At 36.9% G+C, this 23,773-nt stretch carries 20 protein-coding genes; 15 read left to right on the top strand and 5 right to left on the bottom strand.

Translation table 11 applies throughout. The features are described from left to right. The first annotated feature begins 9 nt into the window (after positions 1-9). The 9 genes from rpsK to IP023_RS06325 all read left to right on the top strand — a co-directional run bounded on the left by rpsK (position 10) and on the right by IP023_RS06325 (position 7,754). Complete coding sequence (gene rpsK, locus IP023_RS06365; RefSeq protein ID WP_241789427.1) at positions 10-399, top strand: 30S ribosomal protein S11; 390 nt, start codon at positions 10-12, stop codon at positions 397-399. Between the two features lie 64 nt (positions 400-463). After that, complete coding sequence (rpsD, locus tag IP023_RS06360) at positions 464-1,072, top strand: 30S ribosomal protein S4 (protein WP_241789426.1); 609 nt, start codon at positions 464-466, stop codon at positions 1,070-1,072. An 88-nt stretch (positions 1,073-1,160) separates the two neighbouring features. Continuing rightward, complete coding sequence (locus IP023_RS06355; RefSeq protein WP_241789425.1) at positions 1,161-2,153, top strand: DNA-directed RNA polymerase subunit alpha; 993 nt, start codon at positions 1,161-1,163, stop codon at positions 2,151-2,153. Between the two features lie 78 nt (positions 2,154-2,231). Then, positions 2,232-2,750, top strand: coding sequence for a 50S ribosomal protein L17 (rplQ, locus tag IP023_RS06350; RefSeq protein ID WP_241789424.1), 519 nt, complete (start codon positions 2,232-2,234; stop codon positions 2,748-2,750). Positions 2,751-2,880: 130 nt separating this feature from the next. Continuing rightward, positions 2,881-4,014, top strand: coding sequence for an aspartate aminotransferase family protein (locus IP023_RS06345; RefSeq protein ID WP_241789423.1), 1,134 nt, complete (start codon positions 2,881-2,883; stop codon positions 4,012-4,014). Between the two features lie 80 nt (positions 4,015-4,094). Next, positions 4,095-5,060: a Rossmann-fold NAD(P)-binding domain-containing protein gene (locus IP023_RS06340; protein WP_241789422.1), complete on the top strand. Its 966-nt coding sequence runs from the start codon at positions 4,095-4,097 to the stop codon at positions 5,058-5,060. 11 nt (positions 5,061-5,071) lie between these two features. Next, positions 5,072-5,869, top strand: coding sequence for an acetylglutamate kinase (gene argB / locus IP023_RS06335; RefSeq protein ID WP_241789421.1), 798 nt, complete (start codon positions 5,072-5,074; stop codon positions 5,867-5,869). Between the two features lie 27 nt (positions 5,870-5,896). Then, on the top strand, positions 5,897-6,697 hold the full coding sequence (gene proC, locus IP023_RS06330; RefSeq protein WP_241789420.1) for a pyrroline-5-carboxylate reductase: 801 nt from the start codon (positions 5,897-5,899) through the stop codon (positions 6,695-6,697). After that, positions 6,690-7,754, top strand: a complete 1,065-nt coding sequence (locus IP023_RS06325; RefSeq protein ID WP_241789419.1) for a M20 family metallo-hydrolase — start codon at positions 6,690-6,692, stop codon at positions 7,752-7,754. The genes proC and IP023_RS06325 overlap by 8 nt, the downstream gene beginning before the upstream one ends. A 41-nt stretch (positions 7,755-7,795) precedes the next feature. On the opposite strand, the gene IP023_RS06320 is transcribed toward IP023_RS06325, so the two are convergent. The 4 genes from IP023_RS06320 to IP023_RS06305 form a co-directional block, all read right to left on the bottom strand. Further along, a complete protein-coding gene (locus tag IP023_RS06320) occupies positions 7,796-8,287 on the bottom strand; it encodes a hypothetical protein (RefSeq protein WP_241789418.1) in 492 nt (163 codons plus the stop codon). 112 nt (positions 8,288-8,399) lie between these two features. Then, complete coding sequence (locus IP023_RS06315; protein WP_241789417.1) at positions 8,400-9,869, bottom strand: glycine--tRNA ligase; 1,470 nt, start codon at positions 9,867-9,869, stop codon at positions 8,400-8,402. Between the two features lie 54 nt (positions 9,870-9,923). Further along, a complete protein-coding gene (gene bcp, locus IP023_RS06310; RefSeq protein WP_241789416.1) occupies positions 9,924-10,385 on the bottom strand; it encodes a thioredoxin-dependent thiol peroxidase in 462 nt (153 codons plus the stop codon). 35 nt (positions 10,386-10,420) lie between these two features. Further along, positions 10,421-11,032 carry a fumarylacetoacetate hydrolase family protein gene (locus IP023_RS06305; RefSeq protein WP_241789415.1) on the bottom strand — a complete coding sequence of 204 codons (612 nt, stop codon included), beginning with the start codon at positions 11,030-11,032 and terminating at the stop codon, positions 10,421-10,423. A 69-nt stretch (positions 11,033-11,101) separates the two neighbouring features. Here IP023_RS06305 and IP023_RS06300 point away from each other — a divergent pair, with 69 nt between their 5' ends. The 6 genes from IP023_RS06300 to IP023_RS06275 all read left to right on the top strand — a co-directional run bounded on the left by IP023_RS06300 (position 11,102) and on the right by IP023_RS06275 (position 22,589). After that, entirely contained in the window at positions 11,102-11,767 is a 666-nt protein-coding gene (locus IP023_RS06300; protein WP_241789414.1) for an HAD family hydrolase, read from the top strand. Between the two features lie 183 nt (positions 11,768-11,950). After that, the gene (locus IP023_RS06295; protein ID WP_241789413.1) at positions 11,951-12,199 is read left to right on the top strand and encodes a hypothetical protein; all 249 of its coding nucleotides are present in this window, start codon (positions 11,951-11,953) and stop codon (positions 12,197-12,199) included. Positions 12,200-12,527: 328 nt separating this feature from the next. Next, on the top strand, positions 12,528-15,809 hold the full coding sequence (locus IP023_RS06290; RefSeq protein ID WP_241789412.1) for a SusC/RagA family TonB-linked outer membrane protein: 3,282 nt from the start codon (positions 12,528-12,530) through the stop codon (positions 15,807-15,809). Positions 15,810-15,829: 20 nt separating this feature from the next. Further along, positions 15,830-17,542, top strand: coding sequence for a RagB/SusD family nutrient uptake outer membrane protein (locus tag IP023_RS06285; protein ID WP_241789411.1), 1,713 nt, complete (start codon positions 15,830-15,832; stop codon positions 17,540-17,542). Positions 17,543-17,884: 342 nt separating this feature from the next. Then, positions 17,885-21,004 (top strand): SusC/RagA family TonB-linked outer membrane protein, encoded by a 3,120-nt coding sequence (locus IP023_RS06280; RefSeq protein ID WP_241789410.1) that lies wholly within the window; start codon positions 17,885-17,887, stop codon positions 21,002-21,004. Between the two features lie 10 nt (positions 21,005-21,014). After that, the gene (locus IP023_RS06275; protein WP_241789409.1) at positions 21,015-22,589 is read left to right on the top strand and encodes a RagB/SusD family nutrient uptake outer membrane protein; all 1,575 of its coding nucleotides are present in this window, start codon (positions 21,015-21,017) and stop codon (positions 22,587-22,589) included. Positions 22,590-22,770: 181 nt separating this feature from the next. Here IP023_RS06275 and nrdF read toward each other — a convergent pair whose 3' ends face one another. Beyond that, the gene (gene nrdF / locus IP023_RS06270) at positions 22,771-23,757 is read right to left on the bottom strand and encodes a class 1b ribonucleoside-diphosphate reductase subunit beta (protein WP_241789408.1); all 987 of its coding nucleotides are present in this window, start codon (positions 23,755-23,757) and stop codon (positions 22,771-22,773) included. Positions 23,758-23,773 lie beyond the last annotated feature (16 nt).

The raw sequence follows: 23,773 nt of genomic DNA, 5'->3' as shown, positions 1-23,773 counted from the left end.
AAGTAAGAAATGGCTAAAAGTAAAAAAGTTACTAAAAAACGTATCGTTGTTATCGAGCCAGTAGGTCAAGCTCACATCAACGCTACTTTTAACAACATTATTATTACTTTGACTAATAACCAAGGTCAAACTATTTCATGGTCTTCAGCAGGTAAAATGGGCTTCAGAGGTTCTAAAAAGAATACTCCGTATGCAGCAGGTCAAGCGGCTAACGACTGTGGTAAAGTTGCTTATGACTTAGGTTTACGCAAAGTTGAAGTTTTCGTTAAAGGTCCAGGTGCAGGTCGTGAGTCAGCGATTCGTACATTACAAACGGTAGGTATTGATGTGAATACGATTAAAGATATCACACCACTTCCTCACAACGGTTGTCGTCCTCCAAAACGTAGAAGAGTTTAATAATAATTGTTTAAGATAAGATTCGCCAGTTATAGGCTGGTTGATACTTCATACAAATCAAGAAATGGCAAGATATACAGGACCTAAGTCCAAAATCGCGCGTAAATTCAGAGAGCCAATTTTCGGCCCTGATAAAGCATTAGAGAAAAAAAATTATCCTCCTGGACAACATGGTCCATCAAAAAGAAGAGGTAAACAATCTGAATACGCAATTCAGTTGTTAGAAAAACAAAAAGCTAAGTACACTTACGGTGTTTTAGAACGTCAGTTCTCTAACTTATTCGTAAAAGCAGCAGCTAAACAAGGTATTACAGGGGAGAACTTCTTGAAATTATTAGAAGCTCGTTTGGATAACGTTGTTTACCGTTTAGGTATTGCGCCTACTCGTTCTGCAGCTCGTCAATTAGTTTCACACAAACATATTACTGTTAACGGTAGTGTAGTTAACATTCCATCATATAGCGTTCGTCCAGGTGATGTAGTTGCTGTACGTGAGCGTTCTCAAACTTTAGAAGCTATCTCTACTTCAGTAGCAGGTAGAACTATCAACAAATACGGTTGGTTAGAGTGGGACGCGAAAGCGTTATCAGGTACTTTCTTAAGCTTCCCTGATAGAGCAGATATCCCTGAGAATATCAAAGAAAACTTAATCGTAGAGTTGTACTCTAAATAATAATTAATAGCTATATGCATAATTCTAATTTGGAATTATGCATATGCTATTAAGATATACATTGTTAAAAAATATTAAAATATTATAAATGGCAATTCTAGCATTTCAAAGACCGGATAAAGTTATCATGCAGAAATCAACTGATTTTGATGGTACTTTCGAATTTCGTCCATTAGAGCCAGGTTTTGGTGTAACAATTGGTAATGCTTTACGCCGTATTTTATTGTCCTCATTAGAAGGATATGCAATTACGTCGGTAAGATTTTCAGGCGTGTCACACGAATTCTCTACTATCAAAGGTGTAGCGGAAGACGTAACTGAGATCATCTTAAACTTGAAACAAGTACGTTTTCAAAAATCAGGTGAGCAAGGTGATAACGAGAAAATCTATGTAGTTATCAATGGTCAAGAACAATTCCAAGCTGGTGATATCACAAAATTTTCTAACAACTTTACAGTTTTAAACCCAGACTTCGTAATCTGTAACATGGAGAGCTCAGTAACTATTGAGGTTGAATTGTCAGTTTCTAAGGGTCGTGGTTATGTAAATGCGGAAGAAAATAAAGTAACTGATGGTCCTGTAGGTGTGATCGCTATCGACTCTATCTACACTCCGATTAAGAATGTGAAATATACCATTGAAAACTACCGTGTAGAGCAAAAAACTGACTATGAGAAATTATTGTTAGATATTTCTACAGATGGTTCTATTCACCCAGAAGATGCTTTGAAAGAAGCTGCTCGTATTTTGATTCAACACTTCATGTTGTTCTCTGATGAGAACATGTTGTTAGAATCTCAAGCGAAAGAAGAAACTAAAGTCGTTGATGAAGAGATATTGCATATGCGTAAGATCTTGAAAATGGAATTAGTTGATTTAGATCTTTCTGTTCGTGCATTGAACTGTTTGAAAGCGGCGGATATTCGCTCATTAGCTGAGTTAGTAACTTACGACGTAGCTGATATGTTGAAATTCCGTAACTTCGGTAAAAAATCTTTAAGTGAAATTCAAGAATTGGTTAAATCGAAAGGTTTATCATTCGGAATGAACTTGTCTAAATTTAAATTAGACGAAGAATAATAATAATTAAGCGACCTGTTGCATAATTCCTCTACAGATTTATTTTCGTAGAACGGTATGCACAAAACACATTAAAAAATGAGACACGGAAAAAAAGTAAACCACTTAGGCCGCACTGACAGTCACCGTAAGGCGATGTTAGCTAATATGGCGACTTCATTAATCAAGCACAAACGTATCACTACTACTTTGGCTAAAGCTAAAGCATTACGTACTTACGTAGAGCCTTTGATTACGAAATCAAAATTAGATACTACGCACTCACGTCGTACTGTATTCGCTTACTTAAAAGATAAAGAAGCTGTAACAATCTTGTTCCGCGAAATTTCTGAAAAAGTAGCTACTCGTCCAGGAGGTTACACTCGTATCATCAAGTTAGAAAACCGTTTAGGTGATAACGCTGAGATGGCATTTATCGAGTTAGTAGACTACAACGAAGTTTATGGCAAAACTGCTAAAACAGAGAAAAAATCTACTCGCCGTCGTGGTACTGCTAAGAAAAAAGCTGAGACTGCTGAAACAGTAGAAGTTGCTGAAGAAGTAAAAGCTGAAGAAGCTGCTACTGAAGCTCCTGCTACAGAAGAGAACAAAGGCTAGTAATACGTCTTTTCATCTGAAAATATAAAGCCTATCATCAGCGATGATAGGCTTTTTTCGTTTATTAATAGGCTAATAACTAGCTCTTACTTATATTTGTACCGGTTTATTAACCCTTATTCTATCGAAGATGAATTTATTTAATGTATACCCTGTCAACCCTATCAATATCGTGAAAGCCAATGGCTCTACCGTATGGGATGCTGCAGGAAATGAATATTTGGATTTGTATGGTGGTCATGCTGTAATCTCTATTGGACACACACATCCCCACTATGTTGAATCTATCAACAAGCAATTGAATGCTATAGGTTTTTATTCTAATTCTATAGAGATTCCAATTCAACAAGAATTAGCGTCTAAATTGGGCGCACTTTCGGGTAAAGAGGATTATACTTTATTCCTTTGTAATTCGGGGGCTGAAGCAAATGAAAATGCGCTTAAATTGGCTTCTTTCCATACTGGACGTAAGAAGATTATCGCTTTTTCTAAAGCTTTTCATGGTCGTACTTCATTAGCTGTGGCGGCAACAGATAATCCAGCCATTGTAGCGCCAGTAAATGAAACAGACAATGTTATTTTTCTACCTTTCAATGATGAGGAGGCTTTAACAAATGCTTTTGCTTCCTATGGTAACGAAGTCGCAGCGGTTATTATTGAAGGTATTCAAGGTGTAGGTGGTATACGTGAAGCTTCAGTTTCATTTTTGAAATTGATTAGATCTTTGTGTGATCAATATAGTGCTGTGTATATTGCAGATTCTGTTCAATGTGGTTATGGTCGTACGGGTTTGTTTTACTCACATGATTATGCGGGTGTTCAGGCAGATATTTACTCTATGGCCAAAGGTATGGGCAATGGTTTTCCTATTGGTGGTATTGCTATTGCGCCAAAATTTAAGGCTTCATATGGTTTGTTAGGTACTACATTTGGGGGTAATCACCTGGCTTGTGCGGCGGCAGTAGCTGTTTTGGACGTCATGAAGCAAGATGATCTATTGACCAATGCGTCTACTGTAGGTGCATATCTGATCGATGAGCTTAAGAAATTTGATAAGGTTCAAGAGGTGAGAGGACGTGGTTTGATGATTGGTATTGAACTGCCTACTGAGTTGGCTTCTGTTAAAAAGGATCTATTAATAAAGAATAGAATATTTACAGGTGAGGCGAAGCCTAATGTTATTCGTATCCTTCCTGCATTAAATATAACAAAAGAAATTGCTGACCAATTTTTGACAGCATTAGACGAACGTCTTAAAGGATAATTAAGTTATATTTGCCTGCATAATTCTTAATATGGAATTATGCAGGCAGATTTTGTTAAAAGTGTACATATACTTATAGAATGAAAAGATTTTTTTCGGTAGCAGACGTAGATAATTTAGAAGAAATTGTAAAGGATGCATTAGCTTTGAAGGCTAATCCCAATGCAAATGAATCACTTGGTAAATATAAAACTTTAGGTTTAGTATTTTTGAACCCAAGTCTACGTACACGTTTAAGTACTCAAAAAGCAGCAATGAATTTGGGGATGAACGTAATGGTAATGAATATGGATAAAGATGGCTGGGCATTAGAAACTCAAGATGGAGTCGTAATGAACGGTACTACTGTAGAACATATTCGTGAAGCTGCCGCTGTCATGGGTGAATATTGTGATATCTTAGGTTTGCGTTCTTTCCCTTCATTGAAGGATAAAGAAGCGGATTATAACGAGGATTTATTCAATAAATTTATCAAATTTTGTGGGGTTCCTGTGGTATCGTTAGAAAGTGCAACACGTCACCCTTTACAGAGTTTGACGGATTTGATCACTATTACGGAGTATAAAAGTATCGCTAAACCAAAAGTAGTATTGGCATGGGCTCCTCATGTTAAAGCTTTACCACAAGCTGTTCCTAATTCATTTGCAGAATGGATGTCTAAAGCACAAGCTCAAGGATTAGTAGATTTTACGGTAGCTCACCCTGCAGGTTATGAGTTGGCGGAGGAATTTACTGAAGGAGCTACTATTACCAATAACTTGGATGAAGCCTTAGCCAATTCAGATTTTGTATATGTCAAGAATTGGTCATCGTATAAAGAATATGGTCAAGTATATCCTGTTTCCGAAAATTGGATGATGGACAATGCTAAATTGGGATTAACGAATGATGCTAAAGTGATGCACTGTCTACCGGTTCGTCGTGATTTGGAATTGTCATCTGAGATTTTGGATGGTCCTAATTCTTTGGTTATAAAAGAAGCAAGTAATCGCGTATGGGCTGCTCAAGTAGTCTTAAAACGTATGTTAGAAGATTTAAATAAATAAGCATATCCAATATGTCAAATAGTACCTTGAATATTATTAAAATCGGTGGGAATGTAATTGATGATGATATTCAGTTAGAAGCATTCTTAGAGAAATTTGCAGCCGTACCGGGAAAAAAGATTTTGGTGCATGGTGGTGGTAAAATTGCTACACGTATAGCAGCAAGTTTAGGTATCGAAGCAAAAATGGTGGACGGTAGAAGAATTACTGATGAGCCAATGCTCGATGTCGTTACTATGGTTTATGCAGGTCTAACAAACAAGAAAATTGTTGCAACATTACAAAAGTACGACTGTGATGCTATAGGGCTTAGTGGGGCTGATGGTAATGTTATTAAAGCGGTGAAGCGTCCAGTTAAAGATATAGATTACGGCTATGCTGGTGATATATTGGCTGACTCTGTAAATGCTTTAGCTATAAAGAAATTTTTGGATGCGGGTTTTACACCTGTTTTTTCCGCTATTACTCATAATGGCAATGGCCAACTCTTAAATACCAACGCTGATACTATTGCTTCGGCATTAGCTACTGCTTTATCCAGCTATTACGAAACTTCTTTGATTTATTGTTTCGAGAAGAACGGCGTGTTATTAGATGTTAATGATAATGCTTCTGTGATAGAGAATATTACAGCATCTGAATATAGTAGATATAAAGAATCTGGAATTATCAGCGATGGTATGATTCCTAAGTTGGAAAATGCTTTTGATGCAATCAATAAAGGTGTTAAGTCTGTTTTTATTGGTAATGCCTCTAATTTACACTTATTTCAACAACGTAAATTCGGTACCTGCTTAGTTAATAAGTGAGATCGAATCGAATTATAAACCTACATTATGCGCAAACTAACAATAATTGGCTCGGGAAATATTGGTTTTTCTTTAGCCAAAGGATTAATTAAATCTAAGGATTATGAAGCTCGTGAGATTGTTTTAACAAGACGCTCATTGAGTTCGTTGTCGGAAGAAGAATCCTTGGGATTTGGTATTAGTGACAATAACTTGACAGCTGTAAAAGATGCTGATATTATTGTTTTAGCTGTTCTTCCTCAGCAGATACGTAAAGTAATGGAAGAAATAGCACCATCATTAGTTCCTAATCAAATTATTGTGTCTGTTGCTTCTGGTGTATCTTGTCAAGATATAAAGGATGTATTAGGTCAGGATACGATCGCTGTTCGCGCTATGCCTAATACAGCTATCGCTATTGGTCAATCTATGACTTGTATCTCTACAGACAATGCTTCAACAGAAGTAGTCGCTAAAGTGGAAAAATTATTTGAAGCTGTAGGTTCTGTAATCGTTATTCAAGAGGATTTGATGACCGCTGCCACGGCATTATGTGCTTGTGGTATAGCCTTCTTTTTACGTGCTATAAGAGCCGCCTCTCAAGGTGGAGTGGAAATTGGTTTTCATGCGCATGATGCCCTGAAAATGGCCATACAAACGGCTAAAGGTGCCGCTGATTTATTATTGCAGACACAAAATCATCCCGAAAGTGAAATTGATAAAGTGACTTCTCCCAAAGGATGTACGATCGCAGGTCTCAATGAGATGGAGCATAATGGGTTAAGTTCTGCATTTATTAAAGGCATTAAACTTTCTGCTAAAAAGGCAGGAGGACTGTATAATGAATAATATAGATATTTTAATACAAGATAGTACCTCTCTATTGGCATCGCTGATAGAGATTCCTTCTTTTAGTAGGGAAGAAGATAACACAGCATTATGTATTATTGACTTCTTGACGCAAAGAGGAGTAAGTATAGAGCGTGTAGGTAATAATATTATAGCATTGAATAAACATTTCTCTGCAGATAAACCTACAATTTTGCTCAATTCTCATCACGATACGGTAAAACCTAATCCGGGCTATACAAAAGATCCTTTCCAAGCGATTGTTGAACAAGGCAAACTTTATGGATTGGGATCCAATGATGCCGGAGGCTGTTTGGTTTCTTTGATAGCTACTTTTTTATACTATTATGAAGACGAAAATTTAGCCTATAATCTATGTTTGGTTGCTTCAGCTGAAGAAGAGGTATCGGGAAAGGGTGGTATAGAAGAAGCGTACAAGCATATTCCGACTTGTTCTTTTGCAATAGTTGGTGAACCTACTTTATTGAATTTGGCGGTAGCTGAAAAAGGATTGATGGTATTGGATTGTGTAGCACATGGTGAATCGGGACATGCTGCTCGTGAAGAAGGCGTAAATGCAATTTATAAGGCTATAGAAGATATTAATTGGTTTCAGTCCTATACTTTTCCTAAAGAGTCTTCTTTCTTAGGGCCTGTTAAAATGTCTGTCACTATGGTCAATGCTGGATCTCAACACAATGTTGTACCTGCCACTTGTTCCTTTGTAGTCGATGTCAGGACGACTGATGTATATGCTAATGTCGAAGTATTGGATATTATAAAAAAGCATGTCAAGGCAGATGTTACAGCGCGTTCTACGCGTTTAAACCCATCTACAATAGATTTAAATCATCCTATAGTACAATCGGGTATCGCACTGGGTAAATCTACCTACGGCAGCCCTACGATGAGTGATCAAGCGCTTATACCTATCCAATCGATAAAAGTTGGTCCAGGTGATTCAGCTCGTTCGCATACGGCAGATGAATTTATCTATTTGCATGAAATAGAAGACGGAATACGATTTTATATCGATTTATTGAAGCATATTTTATAACACACAAGGCGTCCAGTTAGGTCGCTTTTTTAATGCTTACCTTATTTTATCATAGAACGGTGTATTACATCCCGTTTTTTTTCTAATTCTTTTAAGTCTATCGTAGCCTTACTGATTTTTATTTTTTCTCTTTCGTGGTTTATTTCAGTGATATTTCCCTTGCGTAGACTTTTGGACAAATCCTTTTCCAAATTATCTATTTTCCTTTTTTGTCTATCTATCTGTTTTTCTATACTAGCAGATTTTTGAATAGCCTTCTGGTACTTTTGCGTCGCTGCCGAACGGTGTATTTGTGCTTTTTCCGCTTCTTTTTTTTGGTATTCTACTTGTTTAATCCGATTGTTATTGATTTTATTCACCTTTTCTATTGTTTTAGGGCTTTGTTGATCTGCGACAAGGATTTTGCTAATACTTTGCAGCACTGTATTGCTACTTTGTGTATTGATAGCGCTGTTGATGACAGCTGCTTGTGTAAATAGGGTGCTTGCGCTTAGGAGGGAGAAAAATAATATTATCGAAGTTGATTTGATCATGAAAATGAGTAATAAGACCTGTTTTTATTTAAGCTTTTCTTAAAATTAGGTATAAAAAAAGTAGCATCTTTTTGGGATGCTACTTTTATATTTTATTGTAGATGATGGTCTACTATATCAATTGTGTCAATAAATTAGTCCAACTAACACGCTCGCCAATGATTTTACCCAAATCAGCAATTGCTACACGTTCTTGTTCCATAGAATCACGGTGACGGATAGTTACCATATCATCTTCTAAAGATTGGTGATCTACAGTGATACAGTATGGTGTACCGATAGCATCTTGACGACGGTAGCGTTTACCAATAGCATCTTTCTCATCGTATTGAACATTGTAATCCAATTTCAACTTGGCCATGATCTCACGCGCTTTCTCTGGTAAGCCATCTTTCTTCGTTAATGGAAGAATAGCGGCTTTTACTGGAGCAATAGCAGGGTGGAATTTCAATACTACGCGAGAATCTTGTTTTTCTTCTGTAGAAAGATCTTCATGTACTAATGAATTAGCAAATACGGTTAAGAATAAGCGATCCAGACCTACTGATGTTTCTACTACATAAGGAATGTAATTCTGATTGATCTCAGGATCGAAGAACTGCATTTTTTTCTTCGAAAATTCTTGATGTTGTTTCAAGTCAAAATCTGTACGCGAGTGTATTCCTTCTACTTCTTTGAAACCGAATGGGAAATCATATTCTATATCTACAGCAGCATTGGCGTAGTGCGCTAATTTAGCGTGATCGTGATAACGGTATTTTGCGGGATCAGCTCCTAAAGCTAAGTGCCATTTCAAGCGTGTTTCTTTCCATTTGTTGTACCATTCCATTTCTGTACCTGGGCGAACAAAAAATTGTAATTCCATTTGTTCAAATTCACGCATACGCATGATGAATTGACGAGCTATTACTTCATTACGGAATGCTTTACCGATTTGTGCGATACCGAAAGGAATCTTCATTCTTCCTGTTTTTTGAACATTCAAGAAGTTTACAAAAATACCTTGTGCAGTCTCAGGACGTAAGTATACTTTCTCCGCTCCGTCTGCCATAGCGCCCATTTGCGTATCGAACATCAAGTTGAACTGACGTACTTCAGTCCAGTTTTTAGTTCCTGATATAGGACATACGATATTATGGTCTTCGATGATGTTTTTTAAACGTGCTAAATCGTCAGCGTTTAATGCGTCATCTAGATCTTGTTGTAATTGTGCTGCTTTATCGGATTTACCATCTTTTTCATAGCGATCGATTTTATCTTCGATCAATTGATCCGCACGGTAACGTTTTTTAGAATCTTTGTTGTCGATCATAGGATCGTTGAAGCCGTCAACGTGGCCTGAAGCTTTCCAAATCGTAGGATGCATGAAAATCGCAGAGTCAATCCCTACAATGTTTTCATTCAATTGAACCATGGATTTCCACCAATACGTCTTTAGGTTGTTTTTTAATTCTGAACCTAATTGACCGTAATCATAAACGGCACTTAGACCGTCATAAATTTCACTTGATTGGAATACAAAACCGTATTCTTTAGCATGTGATACTATGTTTTTGAAAAAATCGTCTGTTTGCTTGCTCATAAGTAGCAAATATAATATTTAGTTATTAGTATTCTATGTGTTAACAATAAGATTTTAAACGAATAATTCTCTTACCTGCTGTGAAGCATTTTTAGTATCTACCTTTTTGATGATATGTTGGATGATCCCTTGTTCATCGATAAGGAAGGTTGTTCTAGCGGTACCCATGTATTTTTTGCCGTACATATTTTTCTCTACCCATACCCCATAATCATTGACTATTTTTTGATCTTCATCAACCAATAGATTAAAAGGTAATTCATGTTTGGCAATAAACTTTTGGTGTGATTGCTCACTGTCGATGCTAACCCCCAATACCTCAAAGCCATCTTTTACCAATGATTGGTAGTTGTCTCTATAGTTGCAGGCTTCTGTAGTACAGCCTGGCGTATTGTCTTTTGGATAGAAGTACAAAATCACCTTTTTACCGATAAAATCAGCTAGATTTATGGTTTCTCCATTTTGGTTCGTTGTCGTTATTGCTGGAGCTTTTTGTCCAATTTCTAATGTTGCCATAGGAAGTATTTTTATGTTTTATGAAGGACTACCAGTTATTTAATATGCGTGGTAAACATTTCTCTATCTTCGATAAACCCCTGCAATTTGTCGCCTATTTGTACGGGGCCGACACCGGCAGGTGTACCTGTATAGATAAGATCACCCTTGCGTAGGGTGATATATTTTGATATATATACAATCAGAGATTCGACATCGAATATCATATTTTTTGTATTTCCTTTCTGTACTATTTCACCATTCTTTTGAAGGGAGAAATTGATGTTATTGATGGATTCAAATTCTTCTTTAGCAATCATATTGCTGATTACCGCAGAGTGGTCGAATGCTTTTGCCAGTTCCCATGGTAAGCCTTTTGCTTTTTGTTCTGCTTGGATATCACGTGCTGTAAAATCAATACCTAGGCCTATCGCATCATAATATTTGTGTGCAAATTTGCTGGTCACATGTTTCCCTTCGTTACAGATGCGTACTACCAATTCACATTCGTAATGTATGTCTTTCGAAAACTCGGGATAATAAAAGTCTTTATTATCTTTCAATACTGCAGTATCAGGCTTCATGAAGATGACAGGTGATGCTGGCACAGGGTTATTTAGCTCTTTAGCGTGATCTATATAGTTTCTACCGATTGCAATTACTTTCATGTGGATATATTTTGTCGTTATACAAATGTACAAAATTATATATAACGTTATTTTTGTGATATTTGTTCTATGATACAACAACCGTTAAAGGCTGTACTATTTGATCTGGATGGTACATTGATAGATTCTGAGAATTTTTACTACAGCAATTGGGCTCCAATTCTAGCCGATTCTTTTGGTTTGCATATTACTTTTGATGATTGGATACGTGAGTATGCGGGGCATACACTCCTGCGTAATGTCAATTATCTGAATGAAAAATACCAGGTCAATACCACCGAAGAATATATGTGGAAGGCAACGCGTGCTAGCTATGCTAAATCGGGGATGCGTAACATTCGATTGATGCCTTTTGCAAAAGAGGTATTGGATATTTTGAAGAATAAAAATATTCGGATAGGATTGGTTACCTCTAGTTATCAAACGACAGTCAATACTGTTTTGGGTGAGCACGGTTTGTTGGATTATTTTGAATTCTTTGTAACGCGTGAATTAGTACAAAATGCTAAACCAAATGCAGAGCCTTATCTGCTTGCTATCGCTAAATTGGGCTTACCAAAAGAACAAATTATTGCCATAGAAGATACCATCACTGGCACAACTGCCGCTATTGGAGCCGGACTTTACTGTATTGCGGTTTCCAAGCATCAAACTGAACGTGAGCGATTGGATGGAAAAGCAGATATGCTTTTAGAAAGTATGGAAGAAATAGTACCGCATTTGCATTTATCCTAATAAACTTTATGTTGGGAAAAAGCCTTTTGGACATAATCTGAAAGGCTTTTCTATGTCATATATGTAGAAAGCCAACAGCAGGTATATACCGCGCAGATGGATAGGGGAATGGGATGGATACCTATTTTGGATCGTTAAATTTTAGCATTTAAGAAGCGTTGGTCTGTAAATACTAATGGGACGTTGCGATACAATAAATCAGGTACATATAAAGATGATATATTTATATGGAATGCCAATACTACCTATCGTTTATTAAAGGGTAATAATCTAGAGTTAAAACTGGCAGCTTATGATTTATTAAGAGAGAATAAAGGTCTTTATTTTACGAATGGTGTTACCGAGTTTACCACTGGATATACTAATATATTAATCCAATACTATATGTTTTCTGTTTCATACTTTCCACGACAATTTGGCAAGAAGAATTAGTTAATGAAATGTTTTAAATGTAGGGTTATAGCTACATGATATATCATTAATTAGCTATGTAATTTTACATTTTTCACCTCAAATTTGATTGCTTATTGTAACAACTGCAATAAGATTGTTACATTTTATTTGGTTTAAAATCAAGGTGTTATATTTTTTTAATGGCAGTTGTATTTTAAAAGTTTGTTTTTAGCAATCGATTGTTTAATTTGTGTTTAACTAATATAAACAAAAACATAAGTGTATGACATGAAATTATCTACCATTTCCTATGGCTTAAATTAATTGCGGCCAAATTTCATTAAACTAAATTAAACCTTAAAATTATATGTACAGATTAAAAAAGCAATCTGCATGGAAATCCTATTGCTCTGGTTTTTCTGCGAATTCTGCGCTATGGATCTCTAGCGCATTATTACTCGTAACAAATTCATCGTTTGCTGCGGTAGCTCCATCCACTAATGGAATAACGGGATCACCGATAAAATTATCTACTAACCTGAACCAAGAGAGATCGTTGCGTGGTGTCGTCCAAGATAGCAAAACTGGGGAATTGTTATCAGGAGTGACCGTCAAAGTAGTAGGTACTAATAAAGCAACTTCTACAAATAGCCAAGGAGAATTTGATGTCAAAGTAAATACAAATGAGGTATTGGAGATTTCCTATGTAGGCTATGAGGCAGCACGTATTACCGTAAACGCTAATAGTAAAAATATTAAGGTTGACTTAGTACATAATCTAAGTGATCTTGAAGAGGTTGTAGTAACGGGTTACGGTACGCAACGTAAGAAAGATTTAACGGGGGCTGTTTCTGTGGTCAATGTAGATGGGTTAAAATCTCAGCCTGCAGCTTCAGCGGTAGAAGGATTACAAGGTAGAGCGCCCGGTGTGCAGATTATAAATGATGGAGCACCAGGAAGTACACCACAGATTAAGATTAGGGGATATAGTACCATCAACAATAATGAACCTTTGTATATCATTGATGGTGTACCTTTTGAAGGTAAGTTGAGCTGGTTAAATCAGAATGATATCGAGACTATGCAAGTGCTTAAAGATGCTTCTGCAGCATCTATTTATGGAGCACGTGCCAATAATGGGGTCGTTATTATAACGACCAAAACAGGTAAAATAGGTAAGCCGCAAATCAATTTGGACTCTTATGTAGGTATTCAAGTACCACAATCGGATAGATTTCCTAAAATGTTGACACCACAACAGTTGGTGACCATGATGAATGGTGTGAATGGTACTAGCGAAACACTACCGGAATATTTATTAGCCGGATCTGTCTATGGTAATAATATCACAGCAGCAGATGCGGATCCTGCTAAATACAATTATTCACGTGATGCAGCAACATTTTATCAGATTACAAAAGCCAATAAAGAAGGAACAGATTGGTTTAAAGAAATAACAAGAACTGCTCCTACACAAAATTACCAGCTGTCAGCAACTGGTGGTTCGGAGAATGCTACATACGCGACTTCGGTGGGTTATTTAGGCCAAAAGGGAACGATTATCCATTCCAGCTTTGATAAGTTTAATGTACGTAGCAATACGCAGTTTAAGGCATTCAACGGCAAATTGCGTTTTGGGGAGAATATGCAGTATGCCTACACTAAAGGTGTCGGTATGGGGGTAAATCCAAATACTGCGGGTGGATATCAAGGTGATGAGAGTGTGGTAGCATGGGCTTATCGTATTCAGACGATTGTACCTGTCTATGATATAATGGGCAATTTTGCAGGGACTAGAGGGGGCTATGGTAATGGTCAAAATCCTGTAGCTTGGGCATACCGTGCAAAGGATGATACCAATAAGAGCAATTTTTTCTTTGGTAATGCATTTGCCGAGACAGATATCCTTGCTGGACTTACCTTGCGCACGAGCTTTGGTTTGAAGTATGAGAATTATAACGGAAAAGACATCTCTTATCCAAATTTTGAATTTGCCGAAGGTAGTTTTAATAATGGCTTGAGCGAATATTTTGGCTATAACACCGAATGGACATGGACGAACACCTTAAATTATAAGAAAACATTTGATAAGCATAATTTAAATGTCTTGTTAGGTACAGAGGCTATTGACAATCGTTCTAGAGATTTATCAGCTGGAAGAAATAACTTTTTCGTACTTAATAGTTTAGATTATTTTTACCTTAATGCAGGTACAACAGATTTTAGGAATGGTAGTTCAGGATCATTAGGATCTATGTTTTCTATTTTTGGAAAAGTAGATTATAGCTATGATGACCGTTATATTTTGAGTGCTACTGTGCGTAGAGATGGTTCTTCAAATTTTGGACCTAGTAATAAATATGGGGTTTTCCCGGGTATTAGTGGTGCATGGCGCTTGTCTTCAGAAGAGTTCATGAAATCTGTAACTTGGGTTAATGATTTGAAAATTAGAGCAGGTTATGGTGTTACTGGAAATCAACGTATACCAGCATACAATTATTTAGATCGTTATGCCATGTCAATTGCACAATCTTCTTACCCAATCGCGGGTACAGTACAAAGTGGATTGTGGTTGCAAGAATATGCTAATCCAGAGGTGAAGTGGGAGCAAGTAAATGCCTTTAACATCGGTTTAGATTTTAGTTTGTTCCAAGGAGATTTTGATGGTTCATTCGATTACTACGATAAGAAAACAAATGATATGCTCTTTAGGGTACCGCAGCCAGCTACGGCAACAGGTAGAGGAACACCACCGTATATCAATATTGGTAACATGCGTAATCATGGTGTTGAGCTTGCATTGGGGTACCACTATGGTCGTAGACAAAATAAAGAGTTTAAACTAGATATATCAGGTACTCTTGCGAAGAATGTGAATGAGGTAATTGCGCTAGCGCCTTCTGTAGCATCGCAGATATATGGTAATTTTAGAAGTATATCGACGACGATATTGAAACCGGGAGAATCTTTTGGCTCTTTTTATGGTTATCAAGTGGCTGGTGTTTACAAAGATGCTGCTGATGTAGCTAATTCACCAAATTATGGTGATGGTAACGCAAGACCTGGAGGGTTAAAATATGTGGATATTAACGACGATGGAGTTATCAATGATTTAGATAGAACAATAATCGGTAATCCACATCCAGATTTCGTGTATTCGTTGGGATTGAATGCCACGTATAAAAACTTCGATGCCTCTTTATTCTTTTATGGTTCTCAGGGCAATGATGTGTTCAATATGACACGTTACTTTACAGATTTTAATGTGTTCTCTGGATCTAAAAGTGATCGTTTATTGGACGCTTGGTCTCCGACAAATATGAATAGTTCTATCCCTTCTTTGACGAGTAATGCATCATCCTATGAATATGCTACATCAAGCTACTATGTAGAAGATGCTAGTTTCTTGAAATTGAAAAATGTGCAAATAGGATATACTTTCCCTGTTCAGAAGGTCTTTGGACAAAATACAGGCTTGAGTAAGCTTAGAGTATATGTAGGGGCGACAAATTTATTTACAATTACCAAATACACAGGTCTTGATCCGGAGATTTCTGCGACGCCAAGTGATTACCCTGCAATAGGTGTTGATCTAGGTATCTATCCGCAATCTCGCCAGTATTTATTTGGTTTAAGTTTAGGTTTTTAATCTGTAAAGTGATTTTTTATATGAAAAGGAATAAAATATATATAGCTGTTTTAAGTTTAGGTATACTTGCTGGAGGCTGTAGCAAAGGCTTTTTGGAGAAGATACCACAAGGGCAATTAAGTACCGAGCAGGTCAGCAACTCGGAGGGGATTGAAGCGCTATTAATAGGTGCTTATGGTATTATGAATGGTAATGTAAACGGTACATGGGGCAATTATGCATCTGCCCCAAGTCAATGGCTATTTGGTGAAGTAACATCAGATAATGCGCACAAAGGTTCGGAGCAAACGGATCAGCCTGCGATGCTTCTTTTAGAAACCATGGATCCCAATCCTGCCAATGACAACTTGACGACGATGTGGCAAGTGTATTATGAAGGAATATTGAGATGTAATACAACGTTAAAATTTTTAATCAATGACCAAGCAGGTGCTAAGACGGTGTCTGCCACACGTGCTAAGGAAATTGAAGGTGAGGTAAAGATGCTGAGAGGACATTACTATTTCTTCTTGTGGCGTATCTTCCGCAATCTTCCATATATAGACGAAAATACTTCGGCAGAAGAAGCGAAAACTAAACCTAATGATGCTGATATTTTTGATAAGATTATAGCTGATGTAAAATTTGCGGCTGACAATCTACCTGCTACTAAATACAAAAGTGAAGCAGGTCGCATGGATCAGAATATCGCCAAAGCTTATTTGGGTAAATTATATCTTTATCAAAAGAAGTATGATTTAGCATTGCCTCTATTCCAATCTGTATTGGCAGGTAAAGATTTGAAATCAATGTCATTCTTAAATAATTTTAATGTGGAGACAGAAGATGGTCCTGAAGCATTGTTAGTATCTAAGCATGCTATCAATCCGGATGGTTCGGCAGATAATGCGAATGTGGGTGATATGTTGAGTGGTATCTATGCTGCACCAGTGAGCTGCTGTGGTTTTTACCAACCGACATTTGACTTAGTAAATGCCTATCAGGTGGATGCCAATGGCTTACCTTACTTAGATAATGAATACCGAAATAACCCATATAAGTCTGATTTTGGACTTAATGATGCACAAAAGGCAACGTATCAATTAGATAGAAATTTGCGTGTAGATCCGCGTTTGGATTATACAGTAGGTAGAAGAGGGGTTCCATTCTTAGATTATGGAATCATGGCTGGCGATTCATGGATTCGTAAAGTGTCTGATTCAGGACCTTTTGTAGGCATAAAAACAATGATCTACCAAAGTCAATTTGCAGCACATGCTGTAGCAGGTGAGGCTTATATCACAGGATTGGATGTTAATATCATGCGTCTAGCAGATGTATACTTAATGGCTGCAGAATGTGCTGTAGAGTTGGATCAATTGAATTTGGCATTAAACTATGTGAATGATGTACGTGCACGTGCTGCCAATATTCCAGTTAAAACACTAGGTTCTACTCCTGTTGCAAATTATCAGGTTAGCCCTTATCCTCCTTTCCCAGACAAAGAATATGCACGTAAAGCAGTTCGTATGGAGCGTAGGTTAGAATTAGCATTAGAAGGACATAGATTTTTTGACCTGGTACGTTGGGGAGTAGCAAAATCTGTATTGGAGAGCTATTCTACTTTTGAAGGTACTTATTTACCATTCTATAGAAACTTAAATTTCAAAACACACAACGAATATTTCCCTATTCCACAAACAGAAATTGATCGTAGTGGTGGTACTTTAAAACAAAATACCGGTTATAACTAAATCCGTATTAAATCTCAATATTTTAATGCCCCCATGGAGTAGACAAACTCTTGGGGGCATTTTTTATGTTATTACCTATTCTTGGAGATAGGCTACAAATAGCGTATCCCAGTGTGCTATTTATCGCGTTTATATATCTCATTTTGTTTTTGGGATATATTTCTTACTAATAATACTTCATCTTGCTAAAATATTTGTTTTATAAAATAAATATATTGATATTTAAGTAATTATAAACTGAAAAACCACCCGTACAAAATTTTTAAAGAATATATCGTCTACCCTTCTTATAGTTGCTAAATCGATTTTTCTTGACGTTTTGTAATTAAAACTTTTTAAATTATGTGGAATTCTAACAAACAAAAATTAAAGCAGAAAAATCTCTGGATTATTCCACTTTCCCTATTAGCTGTGAGTTACAATTATGCTTTTGCAAAGCCTATTGAGTTGATCAATTACCAAGCGGTAGAGGTAGCAAAGCAACAAACGGTAACTGGTGTCGTTAGGGATAGTAATACAGGGGAGCCAATTGCTGGCGCAAGTATTGGCGTAAATGGTGTCAGTAAGACACAGTCAGATACCAATGGACTCTTTTCCATTACCGCAAATATTGGGGAGACGGTCTCGGTGCGATTTGTAGGATATGTATCTAAGGAAGTGAAAATTTCCGGCTCTTCGTTGACAATTAACCTTGTGCCGGAAGCATCATCGTTGGATGAGGTTGTGGTTGTTGGATATGGTACCATGCGCAAATCTGATGTTACGGGATCTATTTCCATGGTAAAGGGTGAAGATATGGCCAAATCACAAAACTTTAGTGCTGTAGATAATCTTAGAGGAAAGGCAGCTGGTGTTAATATCTATTCTAACTCAGGACAGCCTGGGGCTTATGCTAGTAGGGTTGTTATAAGAGGGACCTCTACCATTAATGCTTCATCAAACCCGCTTTATGTTGTTGATGGTGTTGTAATGGAAAATTTCCATTTATTAAATCCGAATGATATCGACCGTATTGAGGTACTGAAAGATGCTTCTTCAACAGCTATTTATGGTGCTCGAGGTGCTAATGGTGTAGTATTAGTTACCACAAAAAGAGGTAAAGCTGGAGATGGTCAGAGCTTGAGTTATATCGGATCTATGAGCGTAAGTTCTCCTGCCCGTTATATGAATGTATTAAATGCTCAACAGTGGGTTGATGCTTTCATGATTGGGTTAGAAAATGAAAATAAGTATCAAGGTAAGGCTTGGTCATTAAATAAAGCGGATTGGTTCAATGATGCTAATTATTTCGATGCCAGTGGTAATCCAATATATGATACAAATTGGCAAAAGGAATCAACACGAACGAGTATTTCGCAAAATCATCAGATTAATATTCAACAAGGTGGAGAGAAATCTTCTGTAGGAGCATTTTTGAATTATACCGATCAACAAGGAATTGTTGATAAGACATTTGCTAAACGCGTCAATGGTAAATTGGCTTATGATGCAAAACCAAAAGATTGGTTGTCGACGAGTATTAATTTGCTCGTTAATCATACATGGTCACGCTATACGCCTGAGGATGGTGGAGGGCAAGAAGCGAGAAGGACCATGATCGAAATGTTACCTTGGTTACCTGTACGGGAACCTAATGGTGCATATACGTATTCTGGAAGTTCAACCATAAATAATGTTTTAGGATTTGAAGGGATGGCCAATCCTGTTTCTATATTGGATTTGCAGAAGAGAATGAAGTATGATACCAAGATATTTGGTAATGCTGCCTTTACTTTTCATCTTGCCGAAGGATTAGATCTTAGAACACAGATAGGTGTTGATAATCAAAGAAACGAATATAAAGGTTATTCATCAACCACCCTCAATAATATATCTAGACCGAATGGATGGGCAGAGATTTATAATGATGATGTACTTTATTGGCAAGAGGAAACCTATTTGACATATAATAAAACCATCGATAAACACCGCTTAAATTTAATGGGTGGATTATCTTGGCAAGGGCGTACCTATGACTATAGTCAAGGGCGTACCGAAGGCTTTGATGATGACTTTTATGAATGGTATAATATGGGGGTAGGAAGGATACCTTCCTCACCACAATCGAATTGGAACAAATGGACAATGAATTCCTATTTTATTCGAGGTGCATATACCTATGATGATAGATATTCAGCAACTGTGACGGGTCGATATGATGGATCTTCAAAATTTGGTGCTAATAATAAATATGCATTTTTTCCATCCGCTGGTTTTGCGTGGAATATTTCAAATGAAGATTTCTTAAATGGTAATGAGAAAATCAGTAATTTAAAATTACATACGAGTTATGGTCTTACCGGTAATTCTGAAATATCTCCTTATCGCTCATTAGCCAATATCTCCGCAGGTACAATCTTGTTGGATGGTACACGTGCACCTTCCTCGTACGTAGGAACGATGCCTAACCCTGATTTGAAATGGGAAAGAACAGGTCAATTTGACATCGGATTAGAATTGGGATTATTTAATAATCGTTTAAATTTTGATGTTTCTTATTATGATAAAATTACCAAAGATTTATTGCTCGATGCACCGGTCCCTACGAGTACTGGATTTTCATCAATTTTTAAAAATATAGGTTCTGTTCAAAATCAAGGCGTTGATATCCTAATAAATGCGTATCCTGTTAAGAATGATGTACTGTCTTGGAGTAGCTCATTGAATATGAATTATAATAAAAATAAGGTTATAAAATTAGGTGATAACAATGAGGATATTCAGCGATTGTGGTGGGTTGGTGGAGCCAATCAAATCATTCGTGTAGGTGAAAATTTGAATAGTTTTTATGGATATATTCGTGAGGGGATTTATTCTGTAGAAGATTATGAGAATGGAAATGCTACCTTATCTCAAGTAGGAAGACCAAAACGTTCTAGTGAAAAGTATGTACTCGGAAAAGGTACACCTGATTGGTCTGGAAGTTTTATCAATACCTTGAATTACAAAAATTTTGATTTGACCGTAGATCTGCAATTTGTATATGGCGTAGAGACGATGCAGCAATTTTACCATTCTGTTTACGATCGTTTTGGAATCACTAATGGTTTAGTAGAAATATTAACAGATGCATATGATGGATCAAACCCTAATACGATGGAACAGGCTATTTACCTAACAAATAATGGCCATGCTGGACAAGATTCTAATGTAGATTCGTCATGGGTCGTTGATGGCTCTTATTTACGTGTTAACCTTTTGCAGCTTGGGTACACCTTTAATGCGGATGCACTAAGATCACTTAAATTAGGTGGTATACGAATATTTGCTTCTGCTACTAATCCTTGGCTGATAACCTCTAAAAAATTTAAAGGTTTTGACCCAGAAAGTACTTCTCAAGGTGATCAATTTGGCCAGAATATTACTTTTTTCTCTTATCCAAGAGCAAAAACATTCATGTTCGGAATAAATGTTGACTTCTAAAAATATTATTATGAAAAAGAACAATAAATTTATATATAGCTTAATTTTAGGGGGTACAATACTATTTAGCTCTTGTGAAAAATTCCTAGAAGAAGCGCCTCGTTCTGGTGTTACATTAGGACAATATTATCAATCAGAAGCACAGGCTGAAGCAAATGTTAATTCCCTCTATAGAAGAGGTGCTCCAACGCGCTATTCTAGTGCAGGTAGTGCTTATCTAGGTCCTACCGCTTCGATAAACTCTATGTTGACGGGATATTTCACCAACAGTTATGAAGGTCAGGAAGTAATCTGTAAATACGCACGAGAACTAACTAGGCAGGGGAATGTCAGTTTGGTGTCTGGTACGATGAATGGAGTATGGGACGGTTGTTATCAGTCTATCAATATTGCCAATGGTGCTATCAAGCACATCCCTTCTATAGCTATGGATGACACTAAAAAGAATGAATTGGTGGCAGAAGCAAAATTCTTTAGAGCATACAATTATTTTTATCTCGTAAAGACATTTGGTGCTATTCCATTATCGGTAGAGCCGTATGAATCCGCAGATAATTTGTATTTAGAACAAACGGATCCTGCTAAGGTATATGAATTCATTGAAGCGGATCTAATTGATGCGGTGAATAAACTGCCTTCAAAATTGTTCGCTGCAAATGGGCATCGTATCACCAAGTATGTTGCAGCTATGACTTTAGCAAATGTATATCTACAGCAAGGTAAAAATGCCGAAGCTGCTGAGTATGCTAAAGTTGTATTAGCTTCTCCACATGGAATGACTACCAATACTGATCTTACAGGAAATAGCGCATATAACAAGTTGCGCAAAACAGATAACCTCGATGAAGTGATATATGCGCAGGAATTTGATGGTGCTATTAGCACCAGTTCTTGGTGGCCTACTTATGCATTCAATGCCTCTGCAACAGCTGTGTTTACGACATACTCCATCTTTGAACGTGTATTTGGTCCTACAGATCAATTCTTAAATGTATATGAAGCAGATGATTTACGTATTCAACCTAATCAATTTTTTCATTGGCACTATGTAAATCCTAATGATCCGGATAAGGTATGGTCTTCAACGACTGCAGGCGTTTGGTATTTCTATGATGAAGATGCTTTACTGACGACAGGGAGAGGTACTAAGGATTGGAATTTGTATAGGTATCCTGAAGCATTATTGATCGCTGCAGAAGCATTAGCCAATACTACTGGTGTGTCTGATGAAGCAGCGGGCTATTTAGCTGCCGTGAAGCAACGTGCTAATACAACTGGGAAATCTGTTGCCACAATTAAAGGCGAATTGTTAGCCCTTTCTAAAGACAGTTTTATTGAAGAATGTTGGAAGGAGCGTCTACGTGAATTTCCGTTGGAATTCAAAATGTGGGATGATATTGTACGTACAAAGAAATTTCCTGTTATTTCTAATACCACAAAGGGAGCAATTACATTTGTCAACTTGATCGGAGCACAGAATGGATCTGGTGCGACTTTCAAAGAATCTGACTTATTATGGCCGATATCACAAGATGAACTACAGCGCAATCCGCAGTTAAATCAAAATACGGGGTATATCCAATAAATAAATACTATAAAAGCTCCCTTAGTATGGGAGCTTTTATAGTTTAGTAGTTGTTATTGTATTTTAACTTCTCCAAAGCAATAGTATCGATTGCATAGCAAATAGAGAGTAGAACATACTTAACATAAAACAGCCTTTCAGGATCTCTGAAAGGCTGTTTATGTTAAATTATGTTTATCTTTTAGATATCTACAGAAGCATCCATTTCGAAATCTTCGTGCATTAAGTGTACGATCTCCATAGATTTTTCGTAGTTGGTAGACTTTTTAGAGAAAAAGTCATGCTGTGTAGTTTCGGTATTTAGGCCGTTTAATACGATAGGGTTTACTTGTTTTACTTCAAAGATAGGATCGAAACCTAAGTTCATCAACGCTTTGTTACCATTGTATCTTACGTATTCTTTTACCTCTGCCGTCAGTCCTACGACAGTGTATAGCTCTTCTGTATATTTAATTTCATTTTCGTACAATTCATTCAATACAACCATGAATTTAGCTTTCACTTCTTCCTTATTAGGAAGCTTAGCAAATACTTCTTGTGCGATTAGCCCTACAAATACACCGTGGATAGATTCATCAGCAACGATTTTTTTGATGATATCAGCAGATGCTACCATCTGACCTTGACCACATAACCATAATGGTAAGAAGAAGCCTGAGTAGAATAAGAAAGATTCTAATAATACAGAAGCGGCTAATGCCATAAAGAACTCTTCATCAGTTACATTTTCTTTATCAATAGCACGATAAAATTTGTCTATAGTATTGGCTTTGAACTGCAAGAATTTGTTCTCTTGCACCCATCCAAAGACATCGTTGATCTCATTGGTCGATGATACCGTCGTAAAGATAGTTGAGTATGATTTGGCATGGATTGCTTCCATCATACACATATACGAAAGAACAGCTTTATTTTGTAAAGAGTCAACATGGTCAATGATTTTTGGCATTCCTGTATGACTTTGAAGCGTGTCCAAAAGTGTAAGTCCACCTAATGCTTTTTTGTAGCACTCTTTCATGTCATATGTCAAGCCTTTCCAGCTATCGATATCTTTGGAGGGGATATATTCAGTATCAATCCAAAATTGTCTAATATTTTGCTCCCAAAACATTAATACATAATCATTGTCTGGTGTATTCCAGTTAACCGCTTTAAATTGTTTACTCATTACGTTGCTTATATCT

This window comes from Sphingobacterium rhinopitheci, assembly GCF_022627575.1.
Taxonomy (GTDB): domain Bacteria; phylum Bacteroidota; class Bacteroidia; order Sphingobacteriales; family Sphingobacteriaceae; genus Sphingobacterium; species Sphingobacterium rhinopitheci.
This window is presented reverse-complemented; position numbering and strand designations above follow the sequence as displayed.

What these genes read in the sequence shown, in the direction of transcription:
- IP023_RS06285 (WP_241789411.1), top strand. Translation starts at nt 15,830, where the DNA reads ATGAAAAGGAATAAAATATATATAGCTGTTTTAAGTTTAGGTATACTT.
- IP023_RS06340 (WP_241789422.1), top strand. Translation starts at nt 4,095, where the DNA reads ATGAAAAGATTTTTTTCGGTAGCAGACGTAGATAATTTAGAAGAAATT.
- argB (WP_241789421.1), top strand. Translation starts at nt 5,072, where the DNA reads ATGTCAAATAGTACCTTGAATATTATTAAAATCGGTGGGAATGTAATT.
- IP023_RS06290 (WP_241789412.1), top strand. Translation starts at nt 12,528, where the DNA reads ATGTACAGATTAAAAAAGCAATCTGCATGGAAATCCTATTGCTCTGGT.
- rpsK (WP_241789427.1), top strand. Translation starts at nt 10, where the DNA reads ATGGCTAAAAGTAAAAAAGTTACTAAAAAACGTATCGTTGTTATCGAG.
- rpsD (WP_241789426.1), top strand. Translation starts at nt 464, where the DNA reads ATGGCAAGATATACAGGACCTAAGTCCAAAATCGCGCGTAAATTCAGA.
- rplQ (WP_241789424.1), top strand. Translation starts at nt 2,232, where the DNA reads ATGAGACACGGAAAAAAAGTAAACCACTTAGGCCGCACTGACAGTCAC.
- IP023_RS06320 (WP_241789418.1), bottom strand. Translation starts at nt 8,287, where the DNA reads ATGATCAAATCAACTTCGATAATATTATTTTTCTCCCTCCTAAGCGCA.
- IP023_RS06355 (WP_241789425.1), top strand. Translation starts at nt 1,161, where the DNA reads ATGGCAATTCTAGCATTTCAAAGACCGGATAAAGTTATCATGCAGAAA.
- IP023_RS06345 (WP_241789423.1), top strand. Translation starts at nt 2,881, where the DNA reads ATGAATTTATTTAATGTATACCCTGTCAACCCTATCAATATCGTGAAA.
- IP023_RS06300 (WP_241789414.1), top strand. Translation starts at nt 11,102, where the DNA reads ATGATACAACAACCGTTAAAGGCTGTACTATTTGATCTGGATGGTACA.
- IP023_RS06305 (WP_241789415.1), bottom strand. Translation starts at nt 11,032, where the DNA reads ATGAAAGTAATTGCAATCGGTAGAAACTATATAGATCACGCTAAAGAG.
- bcp (WP_241789416.1), bottom strand. Translation starts at nt 10,385, where the DNA reads ATGGCAACATTAGAAATTGGACAAAAAGCTCCAGCAATAACGACAACG.
- IP023_RS06315 (WP_241789417.1), bottom strand. Translation starts at nt 9,869, where the DNA reads ATGAGCAAGCAAACAGACGATTTTTTCAAAAACATAGTATCACATGCT.
- nrdF (WP_241789408.1), bottom strand. Translation starts at nt 23,757, where the DNA reads ATGAGTAAACAATTTAAAGCGGTTAACTGGAATACACCAGACAATGAT.
- IP023_RS06280 (WP_241789410.1), top strand. Translation starts at nt 17,885, where the DNA reads ATGTGGAATTCTAACAAACAAAAATTAAAGCAGAAAAATCTCTGGATT.
- IP023_RS06325 (WP_241789419.1), top strand. Translation starts at nt 6,690, where the DNA reads ATGAATAATATAGATATTTTAATACAAGATAGTACCTCTCTATTGGCA.
- proC (WP_241789420.1), top strand. Translation starts at nt 5,897, where the DNA reads ATGCGCAAACTAACAATAATTGGCTCGGGAAATATTGGTTTTTCTTTA.
- IP023_RS06275 (WP_241789409.1), top strand. Translation starts at nt 21,015, where the DNA reads ATGAAAAAGAACAATAAATTTATATATAGCTTAATTTTAGGGGGTACA.